A 13,784-nucleotide genomic window follows, 5' to 3' on the forward strand; every position below is an offset into this window, starting at 1 on the left:
ATGGTGCCTCGAGGCGGAATCGAACCACCGACACGAGGATTTTCAATCCTCTGCTCTACCGACTGAGCTATCGAGGCGTGTCTTATTGATACAGTTTAGTGGCTTAACCTCGCTGTCTCAACGGGGCGCTATTAAACTCGTTTTCGACTTTAAGGTCAACCAAAAAAATCAAATATTTTTAAAAACACACCCGACCGCATGTTTTGTAGCCGTTTTGCTACTTTTGTATGCGGGCAAGGGCGCTTTGCTTCGAGAGCGTCACTGCGTAGTTAAAGTTGAAGTCGAAAGTCAAACGACGAAAGTCGAATGAAGTCACTTGCTTTCGACTTTCTTGGTCGTTACGGTGTCGGAATAGGTTCGCGTTTGTGTTGGGTTCTTAGGTAGGTGTTGATAATGTGTGCTTCAGCATCAGCTTCTACTTCTTTACCTTCTAAGAAATTATCAATTTGGTCGTAAGTTACCCCTAGGGCTTCTTCGTCGGCCAGGCCTGGCTTATCGTCTTCGAGATCAGCGGTGGGGACTTTGCCTGAGATTAATGTATCTGCGCCGAGGTAGCTGGCTAATTGGCGTACTTGGCGCTTAGATAGGCCAAACAATGGGGCTAAATCACAGGCACCATCACCAAATTTGGTGTAAAAGCCCATAATATTTTCGGCACTGTGGTCAGTACCAGGAACTAAACCTCGGTATAAACCAGCGAGTTCAAATTGCGCTGCCATACGCATTCTAGCCTTAGTATTGCCTTTACAGAAATCCTTATGGCTATGAGCGACAGTTTCAAGGCCTGCTGCGGTTGCGGCAGCCATCACCTCAGAATGGATGCCATCAGCGCCAGCTTTAACGTTGATAGTGATTGGGTGGCTAGGGTTAATGAAGGCCAACGCATGTTGAGCATCATCCTCATCAGCTTGGATGCCATAGGGTAAACGCACCGCGAAGAAGCGGTAGTTAATCTCTGATTGTTCTTTGTTAAGCTCTTCAATAGCAAGCTGACATAAGCGACCACAAGTGCTTGAATCAACACCACCACTAATGCCAAGGACTAGGGAGTGCATACCAGCTGCAGTTAATTGAGCTTTAATAAAGTCGATGCGACGTCTGACTTCCTGAGCAGGGTCAATGCTTGGTTTTACCTGCATTTGCTCGATAATTTGCTGTTTTAATTCGATGTTCATAATTGATTACCTAATTCTATTAGGATGATTATAGCCGCTTGATTCACGGCTAATAAAGAGGTTTTTACTCGCAGAAAGCTGAAATATATTGGCCCATATTGGGCTTGCAACAGTAACTAAATTAATTCTGTTGATTTATTTTTCCTATTTGAAAACTTCCATTTGAAAGGAATTGCACCACCTCATTACGCTTTTTAGCGATCAGCAATACACCATCATCCATAAATAGGAAGTTCTTCCAGCAACGTTTGAAAACACCCCAGTTACTTTCTATTACGTTGTTTTGGTCACAACAGTAATAAACTACGGTGTTGTCCTGCCACTCAATAGATTCAAGAATTAACTCGGGTAGAGCGGTGTCAGCGGAATCAAAAATGCTTTCCCATTCCCCTTGTTCTTGCCAGGTTTCAATTTCGAAAGCCCAATCGCCTTTTTTGAAAAAATCTGGATGGTCGCTCTGTTTAGAAATCCGCTCTTTCCACAACTGGGTAGAGCGAGTGGCTGACATCGGTTTGATTTGAGCTTTATCGTCTTCGCTGATAGGGAGCTCTTGGTGCCTGAAAATCCAAGCTTTTTTATAGTCTTCTAGGGCAATATAATTCATGAATTAACGCATTAATGCCTGTGATTGTTGATGGTAAGTCAAAAACTCTTTACGGGTGTCTGATTGCTGTTTAAAGCAGCCATGTAAACTGGTGGTGGTTGTCGCCATAGCATGATCTTCAACACCACGAGCTTTAACACAGTAGTGTTTAGCGATGATGGCGACGGCAATGTCATCGGTTTCTAGGATACATTTTAACGCTTCTGCAATTTGTACCGTTAATCGCTCTTGGACCTGAGGGCGACGGGAAAAATACTCGACAATACGAGAAATTTTAGATAATCCCAGCACTCTATTTTTGGGGATATAGGCAACCGTGGCATAGCCATCGATGGTCACAAAATGGTGTTCGCACTGTGATAGGGTGGTCACACCGGTTTCACAGACCATTTCGTTATAGCCCATTTTATTTTCAATGGCAGTACATTTAGGGAAGTTTTCAGGTTGTAAGCCCCACATTAACTCTGAGGCCATCATCTTACCGACTCGAGTTGGCGTATCAATAAGAGAATCGTCACTAAGGTCCAAACCAAGGGCTTGCATAATGCCGCGAAAGTGCCCAGCAATGATTTCTTGCTTATCTGTTTCGCTGTGTTGGTTAGCCTTGGTAGGCGTATGCATACCTATGGATCGAAGGTGAGCTTCAACTTTAGCACCAAGAATTGGATCGCATTTATTTGGATCACGCATCGTAATTCCTTAACTTTTTATTCATTTACTATAGTGCCTCAGTTAGTTCAAAGTTACCAGAGCGCCTTTAGCGAGCCCTTCAGAAACCCATATTCTACTGACGTTAAGCTTTTTTAACTGAGCGGCGTAAGCACTAACGATGTGATACGCTAGATTTTCAATTGTGGTTTCATCTTCAAGTGTAACAAACTTTTCAGAATCCAGTCTAAACTTACCTCTAGGACAGGTATAGCCAATGGTATTGCGGCCAGCGAGGTTATCATCCCAGGCAAGTATGCCGCTAAAACTGGCAGCCATTTGTTGCAGCAGTTGTGCAATTTTTGGCCCTTGGGCATCACAGGCAATGTAAGAACGGTGACCATGGGCTATGTTCTGGCATCCATAACTAGAGCTGTGCTTTAAACCATGTACATAGTGAAAATTAATGTGGCTTTTTGCTGCTTTTGGTATGGTAAAGTCCGTATCCAGTTCGACGACAATGTTAGTGATCGGATAGCCTTGGGCCTTTAATTGTTGTAACAGCATGGTTTCTAGGTAATGTTTGACGCTGTTAGGGTAGTTTTGCAGCCAATTAATTTCTGTATAACTGTCTGCTGTAAGCAACATATCAATGTTAGCATTTTTTATGTGATGGTTATCCCGCTGATAATCTGACCAGTCTTTTATTAAAATCAGTCGATGATCAATGGCAAATTCTGAGTCATCAATAAGGGTTTTAATGGCCTTTTTACACCCTGAAAAATCAATAATAACATGCTCTTGTTGGTCTATTTGACCATAGATTTCACAGCTAAAATTAAATGATTCACCTTGAAGTAAACCAGTGTCAGTCATATAAGCATGATCAATGACAGTAATATTTTGCAGATAGATACAGGCGTTATCTAACAACATAATTTTCCTTATCGGCTTAGCAAGAAAATATTGATGCCAAATCAATGCGATAGCTTGCGGCCAAATATGTTAACTAGTATGTAAGGTTACTTTTGTTGTGGTACGTAACCATCGATTTGTACTTCTTTACCTTCAAATAAGAAGCCAACCATTTGCTGTTCTAGCATGGCGCGGTGATCGGCGTCCATCATATTAAGTTTATGTTCATTAATCAGCATGGTTTGTTTTGACTGCCAAAGCTTCCATGCTTCTTGGGAAATTTCATTAAAAATACGTTTACCAAGCTCTCCTGGATATAGCTGAAATGCCATTGCTGGGGCTTCTTTTTTTAGGTATGCGCATTGTACTGTACGTGACATAATTAGGCTCCTTAATTACTCTTATAAGCTTGGATAAGTTTTTCGGTGACTGCGGAAAGACCAATTTTGTGGTCTTGGCCTAGGTCGTACCATAAGCTGCTTGAGTCTTGTATTATCCCATGACTGAGTGCATTTGAATAGTTTAACTGATAGCAGTCTAGATCGAGGTGGTAATGGCTAAAGGTGTGCCTAAAACCAGTTAAGTGAGTTAAGCTGCTGTTACTCAGGCTGTTTTTCTGTAACCAGTTTTCTAGCTCGGTTTTGGTCTCAAACTGTGGTGGGCACCATAAACCGCCCCAGATCCCTGCCGGTGGCCTTTTCTCAAGCAACAGAGCGTTGTCTTTTACCATAAACAACATGATAGCGGGCTTTACAGGCTTGTCTTTTTTAGGCTTTTTGCCGGGGTAGTCCATTTGTCTACCTTGTAATTGCGCTTGACAGTCGCTAGCGACAGGACAAGATTCACATTTGGGTTTTGAGCGAGTACAAACACTAGAACCTATATCCATTAAAGCCTGGTTGTAATGGCGCATATTGGTTAAAGGCGCAAGGGCTTCAGCCTGTTGCCAGAGGGCATTTTCAACGGTTTTTTTACCCGGCCAGCCCGCAATAGCACCATGGCGTGCCAGTACCCTTTTTACGTTACCATCCAGAATTGGGTGGGGCTGATTATCAGTCAGAGATAAAATCGCCGCTGCGGTTGAGCGGCCAATGCCTGATAGCGCCATGACTTGCTCTAGGGTATCAGGGAACACGCCATTATGTTGCTCGACCACTTGCATGGCGGCTTTATGCAAGTTGCGGGCACGGGCGTAATAACCCAGGCCTGTCCATAGGTGTAATACTTCATCAATTGGTGCCGCGGCAAGTTCTTCAATTGTCTTAAACCGCTCCATAAAACGCTGATAAAAAGGTATAACCGTAGTAACTTGAGTCTGCTGCAGCATAATTTCTGAAATCCATACTCGATAGCGAGTCTTATCTTGCTGCCAAGGTAAGTTTTTGCGGCCGTGTATTTGGTACCAGTTGATAATTCGGTCTGAAAACGAAGACAATCCTAATTTCCTTGTTTTATAGCGTAAGTTTTACAACAAAACTTGCTTAACCTTGCTAAGTTTGCATAATGCCTGCTTTAATTTAAATAGATAAATTGCCAATGTTAGGGGCCTACCATGAGTGAAGTCACCACCGCAGAATTTAATGAAGAAGGTAAATACCTTCGTAAAGTTCGTAGTTTTGTACTGCGAGAGGGACGCTTGACTAAAGGTCAAGAACAAGCCTTTGCTGATTACTGGCAATCAAACGGCATTGATTATACAGATAAGCCAGTAGATTTTAAGGCACTATTTGGTAATGATAATCCGGTAGTGCTAGAAATTGGTTTTGGTATGGGGGCATCGCTCGTTGAAATGGCGCAAGCGGCTCCAGACAAAAACTTTATTGGTATTGAAGTACACAAGCCTGGTGTTGGTGCTTGTTTAATGGCTGCCGGTGAAGCGGGTGTCACTAACCTTAAGGTTTACCACCACGATGCGATTGAAGTGCTAGATAACGCTATTGCTGATGGTTCGTTAGATACAGTGCAATTATTCTTCCCTGATCCATGGCACAAAAAGCGTCACCATAAACGTCGTATCGTGCAAATACCATTCGCAGAAAAAATTCTTGGTAAGCTAAAAGTGGGTGGTGTATTTCACATGGCCACAGACTGGGAAAATTACTCAGAGCATATGATAGAAATTATGGACCAAGTAGCAGGTTATGAAAACATCGCCCCTGAGGGGAAGTTTATGCCTCGCCCAGAGCATCGACCATTAACTAAATTTGAACAGCGTGGCCATCGTTTGGGGCATGGTGTTTGGGATATAATGTACGCTCGTAAATAAAGGAGAGAATTATGGCTAGAAGTCGTCGTTTACGTAAAAAATTACGGGTAGATGAGTTCCAAGAGTTGGCCTTCGATGTTTCTTGGCTATTTAATGATGAAGTCACCGAAGAGCAAATAGATGCCATAGTTGATGAATTTATTGCCACCATCATAGAGCCTAACGATTTAGGTTTCCATGCGGGTGGCCATAAGGACTGGGAAGGGATCGTCGCGACTCAGCGCATTGGCCAATGTACCAATGACCAGCGCCAGCAGGTAGAAGCCTTTTGGCAAGCTAAACCGGTAACCAATGTGGTGGTGTCTGAGCTCTATGACTTATGGTGGGATAGCGCACAATAGCTGGGCAGATTATTCATTAAGCTAATCGGTCTCAGCATTGCTGGCGGATTAGCTTTAGTCATTATCTCGCTACAATTATAGACCAGAGCAATTTGTTGCTTTAGAAAAAGCAATAGCGGGGCGTTATAGCTGGTGTGGCGATGACTTCAAAAAACGGGCGCGCAGATGGTCATAACTAAGATTGTAAAGGTAGTTATAAGCCAAGAAAAATAGAATTAATCCAATATCGAGCAGCAGTACTTGCCAAAACCCCATAGCCAAGGCCCACATCATAAATGGGATAGTCAGTGCTAATAAGCCCAATTCAAATCCGATGCTATGAATCACCCTTACCATGGCAGAGCGTTCTATTCTATTAGCGCCATAGGCCTTATCGAAAATAATATTAAACACATAATTCCACAACATCGCCAACAGAGAACAACCAAGCGCTACCCAGATGATTGTTGAGGGGTTAAAGTTGGTAAAAATGGCACCAATGGGGATAAGAAATAGCAACCCCGTAATTTCGAATAAAACGCTATGGAAAATACGTTCCTTAGTTTTCATGAGATTTAATCCTTTACCTATGTGGGGCAGTAGCCATTTTTTATCTTTATGCTAGCATTAGCGCCATCAATTTTTCACTTCATAATTATTCATGAATAAACAGGCACATATATGGGGATGGTTGCTGTTGCTAGTGACAGCAATTTGGGGAGTAGGCTTTGTTGTTAGTCATAATTCTCTACAAATCATTGGTCCGCATACCATTAACGGACTGCGCTTTATGGTGGCAGTCTTAACCATTGCTAGTTATTTAATCCTCAGCAACAACTGGTCTAAATTAAAATGGAGCAAACAGAGTATTCACCACGGTGTAGCGCTAGGTGGATTATTATTTGCTGCTTTTGCCACACAAACTATTGGCCTGCAATTTACATCTACCGCCAATACTGGATTTATTACAGGCCTTAATGTGGTATTTGTGCCTTTTATTGCCTGGTTATGGCTCAAGCAAAGACTGAAGTGGCAAGTCTGGTTGGGAGTCGGGCTAGCCACGGTCGGCCTGTTACTGTTAACTGGTGGGGTATCGGGTTTTGGGATAGGCGAAACTTTGGTGTTGGTTTGTGCTTTTTTCTTTGCGTTACATATTGTCTATACCGGGGTCTATGTTCAGCAGTGTGATGCACTGGTGTTGACCTTGGTGCAATTAGCGGTTGTCGCGGTTATTTCATTAATAGCAGCGGCGATTTATGAAGTAGAATCATTACAACGAATGCCACAATTAGTCATGCAATTTAATTCAGATATCTGGCTTACTATCTTTGTCAGTGGGGTGTTGGGAAGTGGTGTAGCTTATGTGGTGCAAACTTTGTCACAGCAGTATTTAGAGTCTTGGCGGGTTGCCTTAATCTATTCTACAGAACCTGTATTTGCAGCAATTGCTGGTGTAATGCTGTTGAATGAGGTGTTAGGGATGTGGGGGCTAATTGGCGGTATCTTTGTTCTTGTGGGGATGTTGATTGCAGAATTAATGGAATAGTCGACGAGGAATATCTGCAAACATTACCGCTGCCCTATTTAAACTTTATTTGGTGTGCTAAGGTAGCAAAAAAGTTTTCAATTTGGAGTTTATGAGTGCGTACTATATTGCTCATTTTAATGACCTTTTTAAGTTTTACAGTTGTGGCCAAACCCACTTTAATCATCAATATAAATGGTTACCACATTGTCGAACAAAAGCTGACAGATTTTAAAGCATTAGCTTTTGAAAATAACAAGGTGATCGCTACTTATCAAAACCCATCAGTATTAGATTTAAGCAAATATAATGTGTTAGATGGCAATGGCAACACTTTGCTACCGGGCTTAATTGATAGCCATGGACATGTTATGGCATGGGGTCAGGTGTTATCTCAGGTTAATTTGTTAAGCGCCACTTCAGAGGTGGATGCGGTCGTTAAAGTTCAACGTTTTTCTCAAGATAAAGAGCTAGAGTGGGTGGTTGGCTTTGGCTGGAATCAAGAACATTGGCAAGATAAAGAATTTCCTAGTGCAAAAACTCTAGATAGAGTCTTTCCTGATATACCTGTTTGGTTAACTCGGATAGACGGTCATGCAGGCTGGGCTAACTCTGCGGCAATGGAGCTTGCTGGCGTATCTAAAGCGACTCAAGACCCTGAAGGTGGTGAAATTTTACGCCTTGCCAATGGTCAACCCTCTGGAGTGTTTGTTGATAATGCTATGGAACTTATCACCAATCAAATGCCCCCGCAGGATTTTGATTATACCCGCAAAATGATTCAACAGGGTTTGCAAGACTTAGCTCGTTATGGGTTAACCTCTGTGCATGATGCCGGGGTGACAGAAATGGAATTAAAAGCTTATATTGCGCTAGCAGACGATAATGAAATGCCTATCAGAAGTTATATTATGCTTGATGCTAATATTGCTAGCTTTCGTTTATTAATCAAAGATGGTGCCCATTATCATCATAATGGCAAAGCGGAATTAAGCAGTGTCAAAATTCTAGCTGATGGCGCTTTAGGTTCAAGGGGAGCCGCGTTATTGCAGGGCTATCATGATAGAACAGATTACCATGGTGAAATGTTGCTAAGTGATAAAGAGTTAGAGTCTCAAATGTATTCAGCTATGATGATGGGGTTGCAAGTCAATACTCATGCGATTGGTGATAAAGCTAACCGGAAAGTGCTAGATGCTTATGAAAAACTCATTAAGTTGACTAAAACAGAACATTTACGCCATCGAATAGAGCATGCCCAGGTCCTCGATAAAGCAGACATTCCCAGAATAAAGCAATTAGGTTTAATCGCTTCAATGCAGCCTACGCATGCCACTAGTGATATGCATATGGCTGAAGACAGGCTTGGCGAGGCAAGATTAGAGGGCGCTTATGCTTGGCGAACTTTATTAGAAAATGGCACCCAACTCGCTTTCGGTTCAGACTTTCCCATTGAACATGCTAACCCTTTTTATGGGATCCATGCTGCTTTAACCCGTCAAAACCATAAAGGCATGCCTCATAATGGTTGGCGACCACAAGAGGCGTTAACCCTGACTCAAGCGTTAAAGGCTTTTACCATAGACGGTGCTTATGCTGCTCGTCAGGAACGCAAATTAGGAAGTTTGGAATCGGGTAAGTTGGCGGACTTTATCATTATCGATAGGGATATCACTAAAATCGCTCCATCTCAAGTTTGGCAAACTCAAGTCCTACAAACCTGGGTCGATGGTGAAAAGGTTTACCAGAAGCCAGATTAAGGCTGCTGACAAGCTTAAATTTGTTTTTAAAAAAAGGGTTACCGTATACCTGGTAACCCTTTTTTATTGTTGTTATGGACAGCTTACTTTGGATGTTGTTGATCAATTAAACGCTTTAGCTGGCTAGTAAGTTCATCAACTTTATGGTGCAGTTCATGAATTTTTTGCTTGTGATCATCTGGGTTTTGCTCTTCTTCTACTTCAGCCATGACTTTATCATAGTTATTTACGACCGAGCCGATGACTAAGTTGATCAATAAGAAAGCAGAAAGCCCCATCCAAGAAACGTGATATAAAGTCACGAACCAATCACTGGCACCTGCTACTTGGCTACCTAATAAGTTGTAACGTAGATCAGTCCAATCTTCCCCAGTCATGATCCTAAATAAAGTAAAAAAGGCTTCTGAAATAGTGCCATAAGGATCTGGACTGGAGGCACTATAATCTGGCCCATTTGCCGCAACAGGGCCCCCTTTAAACATGATGACGCCCATCACCGCGTACATATACATAAAGATACTTAACAAGCCAAAGCTATAGGCAAGTGACTTCATTGAACGCAATAACACGCTGACAATGACCCTTAATTCAGGCAGTACTTTGATGAGGCGCAGTACCCTAAATACCCTCAGAACCCTAAATACGCTTAACATGGCTGAATTCTCAACCCAGGATTCAGGGATCAAAGATATTGAGACCAAAATAACATCGAACCAGTTCCAGCCGTCACTTAAATAAGCTTTTAAGTTAGAGCTAGCTCTAAAACGGATAAAGATTTCAATGACGAATACCGCAAGGATACTGGTTTGAACTGTGGTGATCAGAGTGCTGGTGTGGAAGGTTTCTACACCAATTAATACCGCATTGACGACAATGGCTAAGTTAACTAGAACATTGAACCATTTTGTTTCAATGAGTTTAGAAAAAGGATTGTGTGTTTGCATAAATAATAAAAGGGGGTTATTAAACTAATATCAGTAAAGTGTATGTAAGCGCTTGCCTGCTTTGGGAATCATAGCTTAATTGACTTTTCTAGAAAACAATAAAAGTCAACAAATTCATGCCCATAACTCTATAGGGTGCTACTTTTGGCTTTGTAGCGACTGCCGTTGTAATATTCTTACCTGTTCGTTAAGCAACACATCTCATGGTAATGATTATTGTTGTATTCAAATTCAGATAATACCTCTAAGCGAGCTTTACGGCTGTGGGCAGCAAAAGAGCGGGGATTAATCTTATTAACAAAGGTAATCAATACTTCAAAACGCTGACTCATCTGCTCCAAAGCAAACTCAAAAATGGCTTCAAACACCCCTTGATTGCGCACACTTTTATCAACACAAATAGGGCCGTATTGATATGAGTTTTCAGAGGTAATATCAATGCCTCGGTATTGCTTACCTGGTAGGGCTTTTATCATGTAGGCAAACATCGGCCACACCGACCAGAACCGCCATGAAGCCGCCATTACATAGGCAATGACTCGGTTATCTTGTTTAGCGATAAATAAACCAGACTCTTGTTCGATTAGTGCCGTTAACTGCTCCTTAGTAAAGGGGGTAGTAACAAAGCCATCGGCTTTATCTTCTTCTTTGATGGAGTCAACTTGATAACGAAAATGCAGCTCAAGTACCTGTTCAATATCTGCAGTAGTTGCCACTGCTAATTCTATATCGCTAGTTTGCATTTAAGCTAATTCCTGTTTTATTTTTTTAAGTAAAGTGATTTCCCGCTGCAGAGATAGGCCGGCTTTATCTGAATCTGAAAAAGTCTGCTGATTATGCTTAATGGCTTCATCAAGACTAATCCAAACGGGCTTCATGCCATTGGCATGCTCATAATCTTCGAGCTTTGGGGCATCTAGCTGATCACCAATAGAGCAGACATAACAATAAGAAAGCATATGCACCAATTCATAGCCATGGCGGTTCCAAGGGCGAATTTCTTCATATAGACCAAATTCTTTTTCTACCTTGATGTTATTGGCCCCCGTCTCTTCGGCTAATTCCCTTATTAACCCCTGTTCAATACTTTCGCCATCATCAACTCCGCCACCTGGTAAGGAATAATCGTCATAGCGCCCAGTGTACAGCAAAAGGATTTGCTGCTCCTTGAGCACAATTGCTCGGGCAGATTTTCGGGTAAAAATGGTTTTATTGCTGACATCGGTAATACTAGGATGAATACTACTAGCAATGGTTTGCATAACTTAATCTGAATCCTTTAGGGCAAAATCAATCGCAGCGATCACCGCTGCTACCTGTGCTTGGTTGCATTGTTCATCACTCGCACTATCACTATCGGGATACACTTCTGTGGTGGTCTTATATTTGGCTGCAGTCATGCCGGCACAAAGCCCTAGCTCAGTACAAGGGTAATTAATCACTCCTTTTTGAGTCACATTACTACCAATAATTTGGTTATTCTCATCGGCTGGAGCGATATGGGTAACGGTCTCTACTTGAGAAATAATGTATTGCTGAAATGCATCCTGAGGGTTGGCGCTATCACCAACGAGGTAAAAACCATCAGGGATAATACCAGCGATATAGTCGTTGCCGTCTCGTGCTGCCAGAGCAGGGCGGAACTCACTCTCATCGGTGTCTGTGGTTTCATGCAGATCAATATGCATTAAGGGTTCAGAACCTATGCTTTTCACTAATGTCATTAGTGCTGCCGATTCTTCGGCGGGTGAATTGGCATAAAAAGAGCGGTTGGGATCGATGGCTTTAGGGTTCCAGCGATTAATGACCTCATAACCCCAAGGGCTGACACAAGGACAAATGATCAGGTTTAATCGATCTAAATATTTTTCTAAATATGGCAGTGCCGCTATGGCTCCTTGGACACCGGAGGTCTCATAGCCATGAACCCCGCCAGTGATCAGCACCCAAGGTTTGCTTTGGTGCCAGGGGCGACTACTAATGTACTTTAGCGGGTAGCGGTTAATATCGATGTCAAGGGCACCATATTGACTCACTTGCCAAGGCTGGCGAATGGAATCAAGCTTATCTAGGACGTGTTGTTGATAGCTGCGTTGGATATGTTGGCGCTCAAACCAAGCTTGTTTATGCGAGTCATTCCAAGGTTGGTTTTGATTGCCAATAGGGTAAAAAGAAGTTGCCATGTTACACACTCTGCTTTGTTATTGACAGCAGCATAACCGCGATTATGGCTAATGGCAATTACCCTATGTAACGGCAAATATAATCAGTCACTTGTAACACCTTGATGTCAAAATAAGAGTTACTAGGGACATGAAATTCTTGATCATATTTATACGGAGTAAATTGATTCTCACCAGCGAGTTTTACCTCCACTTCGCCAGACAAAATGGTCATTACTTCTGCTTCATTAGTACTAAATCGGTATTGACCTTGCTGCATTACCCCTAGGGTTCTTTTTTGACCATCGCCTAAATCAATCTGCCTTGAACTTACTTTTCCTTCAAAATATAACTGGCTGATTTTAGACACACTGACTTTAGTAAACATCTCTTTTCCTTATGAAAATGTATTAATCGTTTACTTTATCAGTGGGCTTTCGATTAGGGAATTGAGGAATGTTCAATAATACATTTCAAAACTTGTAACTTGAGTGGGGGTTGGTTAATTTGTAGAGGTTTATTTTTTATAGGATATAGCAATGACAAAGATGTCACTAGTAGCTGCACTTGTTCTTGCAAGTACAACTACCTACGCTCAAACTGAAGCCGATATCGAATTAAACGATAACAAGGTAGCAATTGCTTTTGCAAGTACCATTGGAGAGAATGCCACTGGAAGTTTTGGCTTTAGGTATAACGAAAATACCGGTAAATCGCTATTTGCCGAATTAAGTATGGCTCATAAAGCCAATAAGCATCAGTTTGATATCGGTATTAGAGCGACTCAATTTTGGAACCGTTTAGTGGATAATGGCTCAACAGCTTCGATAGTGTTGGGATATTCCTACCCATTTACTAAAGAATTAAGCTGGTATGCTCATGGTCTATATACGCCTTCGGTTTTGGCTTTTGGTTCAATTGACCGCCACCATGAGCTAGGCTCTCGATTACAATATCAATTTAGCCCTAAAATGGCAGTATTTGCAGGCTACCGCAATACTCAGCTGAAAGTGAACCAAACAAACTATGAGTTTGACGATAACTGGTTCATAGGTGCTAACATTCGTTTTTAATTAACCTGTTGGAGCGCTTGCGTGAAGTGCTCCAATGCCTGATTACCGATCGCCTCAAGCTGACCATTTTTGAACAGCAGCGGCGTGCATTCATCTTTTGTGGTTTCACCATCGCTAGTGACATGATGGGTGCGATAAAACAATACTTCTATTGAGTTTTGTTCAGCGACGAAGCTTTGAATAAAATCGGGAGTGCCCATATTCTCTAAAATATTTTTTTTAGCTTGTCCTAACTCTAAGTGGGCAATATGTTGTTGATTTAGAGACTGCCTATCTTCCCAATCCAAGTTGTTAATATTCGTTGGATAAAAGACATTCATGGCAACGATGAAACTGACATAGCCAATGATGATCATTGCAATCCAAATGGGTGGTGATATTTTGCTCATTTT

Annotated in this window: 18 protein-coding genes and 1 tRNA gene; 5 read left to right on the forward strand and 14 right to left on the reverse strand. The window is 42.0% G+C overall.

The window, feature by feature from the left end:
• Window position 1 precedes the first annotated feature (1 nt).
• From GFB48_RS07500 to mutY, 7 genes are all read right to left on the reverse strand, one after another.
• A tRNA-Phe gene (locus GFB48_RS07500) sits at window positions 2-77 on the reverse strand.
• A 261-nt stretch (window positions 78-338) separates the two neighbouring features.
• Window positions 339-1,175, reverse strand: coding sequence for an ammonia-dependent NAD(+) synthetase (gene nadE / locus GFB48_RS07505; RefSeq protein ID WP_163933410.1), 837 nt, complete (start codon window positions 1,173-1,175; stop codon window positions 339-341).
• Between the two features lie 121 nt (window positions 1,176-1,296).
• Window positions 1,297-1,779, reverse strand: a complete 483-nt coding sequence (locus tag GFB48_RS07510) for a DUF2947 domain-containing protein (RefSeq protein ID WP_163933412.1) — start codon at window positions 1,777-1,779, stop codon at window positions 1,297-1,299.
• A 3-nt stretch (window positions 1,780-1,782) separates the two neighbouring features.
• On the reverse strand, window positions 1,783-2,469 hold the full coding sequence (gene folE / locus GFB48_RS07515) for a GTP cyclohydrolase I FolE (RefSeq protein WP_163933414.1): 687 nt from the start codon (window positions 2,467-2,469) through the stop codon (window positions 1,783-1,785).
• A gap of 42 nt (window positions 2,470-2,511) precedes the next feature.
• Window positions 2,512-3,363 carry a hypothetical protein gene (locus GFB48_RS07520; RefSeq protein WP_163933416.1) on the reverse strand — a complete coding sequence of 284 codons (852 nt, stop codon included), beginning with the start codon at window positions 3,361-3,363 and terminating at the stop codon, window positions 2,512-2,514.
• Between the two features lie 86 nt (window positions 3,364-3,449).
• On the reverse strand, window positions 3,450-3,722 hold the full coding sequence (locus GFB48_RS07525; RefSeq protein WP_163933418.1) for an oxidative damage protection protein: 273 nt from the start codon (window positions 3,720-3,722) through the stop codon (window positions 3,450-3,452).
• An 11-nt stretch (window positions 3,723-3,733) separates the two neighbouring features.
• Window positions 3,734-4,777, reverse strand: a complete 1,044-nt coding sequence (mutY, locus tag GFB48_RS07530) for an A/G-specific adenine glycosylase (RefSeq protein WP_163933420.1) — start codon at window positions 4,775-4,777, stop codon at window positions 3,734-3,736.
• Window positions 4,778-4,894: 117 nt separating this feature from the next.
• Between mutY and trmB the strand changes: the two genes are divergently transcribed.
• Both trmB and GFB48_RS07540 read left to right on the forward strand, forming a co-directional pair.
• Window positions 4,895-5,608, forward strand: a complete 714-nt coding sequence (gene trmB / locus GFB48_RS07535; RefSeq protein WP_163933421.1) for a tRNA (guanosine(46)-N7)-methyltransferase TrmB — start codon at window positions 4,895-4,897, stop codon at window positions 5,606-5,608.
• Window positions 5,609-5,619: 11 nt separating this feature from the next.
• Entirely contained in the window at window positions 5,620-5,949 is a 330-nt protein-coding gene (locus GFB48_RS07540; protein ID WP_163933423.1) for a 50S ribosome-binding protein YggL, read from the forward strand.
• Window positions 5,950-6,072: 123 nt separating this feature from the next.
• Here GFB48_RS07540 and GFB48_RS07545 read toward each other — a convergent pair whose 3' ends face one another.
• Window positions 6,073-6,498: a PACE efflux transporter gene (locus GFB48_RS07545; protein ID WP_163933425.1), complete on the reverse strand. Its 426-nt coding sequence runs from the start codon at window positions 6,496-6,498 to the stop codon at window positions 6,073-6,075.
• A 91-nt stretch (window positions 6,499-6,589) separates the two neighbouring features.
• On the opposite strand from GFB48_RS07545, the gene GFB48_RS07550 reads away from it, so the two are divergent.
• Both GFB48_RS07550 and GFB48_RS07555 read left to right on the forward strand, forming a co-directional pair.
• Window positions 6,590-7,474, forward strand: coding sequence for a DMT family transporter (locus GFB48_RS07550; RefSeq protein ID WP_163933427.1), 885 nt, complete (start codon window positions 6,590-6,592; stop codon window positions 7,472-7,474).
• A 95-nt stretch (window positions 7,475-7,569) separates the two neighbouring features.
• A complete protein-coding gene (locus GFB48_RS07555; RefSeq protein ID WP_240464843.1) occupies window positions 7,570-9,213 on the forward strand; it encodes an amidohydrolase in 1,644 nt (547 codons plus the stop codon).
• Between the two features lie 83 nt (window positions 9,214-9,296).
• On the opposite strand, the gene GFB48_RS07560 is transcribed toward GFB48_RS07555, so the two are convergent.
• From GFB48_RS07560 to GFB48_RS07580, 5 genes are all read right to left on the reverse strand, one after another.
• Window positions 9,297-10,157 (reverse strand): ion transporter, encoded by an 861-nt coding sequence (locus GFB48_RS07560; RefSeq protein WP_163933429.1) that lies wholly within the window; start codon window positions 10,155-10,157, stop codon window positions 9,297-9,299.
• A gap of 176 nt (window positions 10,158-10,333) precedes the next feature.
• Window positions 10,334-10,900 (reverse strand): GNAT family N-acetyltransferase, encoded by a 567-nt coding sequence (locus GFB48_RS07565; RefSeq protein WP_240464844.1) that lies wholly within the window; start codon window positions 10,898-10,900, stop codon window positions 10,334-10,336.
• Window positions 10,901-11,419, reverse strand: coding sequence for an NUDIX hydrolase (locus tag GFB48_RS07570; protein WP_163933431.1), 519 nt, complete (start codon window positions 11,417-11,419; stop codon window positions 10,901-10,903).
• A 3-nt stretch (window positions 11,420-11,422) separates the two neighbouring features.
• A complete protein-coding gene (locus tag GFB48_RS07575; RefSeq protein ID WP_163933435.1) occupies window positions 11,423-12,340 on the reverse strand; it encodes a M14 family metallocarboxypeptidase in 918 nt (305 codons plus the stop codon).
• 58 nt (window positions 12,341-12,398) lie between these two features.
• Window positions 12,399-12,707 carry a pyrimidine/purine nucleoside phosphorylase gene (locus tag GFB48_RS07580; protein WP_163933438.1) on the reverse strand — a complete coding sequence of 103 codons (309 nt, stop codon included), beginning with the start codon at window positions 12,705-12,707 and terminating at the stop codon, window positions 12,399-12,401.
• Window positions 12,708-12,858: 151 nt separating this feature from the next.
• Here GFB48_RS07580 and GFB48_RS07585 point away from each other — a divergent pair, with 151 nt between their 5' ends.
• Window positions 12,859-13,392, forward strand: a complete 534-nt coding sequence (locus GFB48_RS07585; protein ID WP_163933441.1) for a YfaZ family outer membrane protein — start codon at window positions 12,859-12,861, stop codon at window positions 13,390-13,392.
• Here GFB48_RS07585 and GFB48_RS07590 read toward each other — a convergent pair.
• Window positions 13,389-13,781, reverse strand: coding sequence for a DUF3192 domain-containing protein (locus tag GFB48_RS07590; RefSeq protein WP_163933444.1), 393 nt, complete (start codon window positions 13,779-13,781; stop codon window positions 13,389-13,391). The two genes, GFB48_RS07585 and GFB48_RS07590, sit on opposite strands and share 4 nt — an antisense overlap.
• Window positions 13,782-13,784: the final 3 nt, after the last annotated feature.

Origin of the sequence: Paraferrimonas sp. SM1919 (assembly GCF_010993985.1) — a bacterium.
GTDB lineage: Bacteria > Pseudomonadota > Gammaproteobacteria > Enterobacterales > Shewanellaceae > SM1919.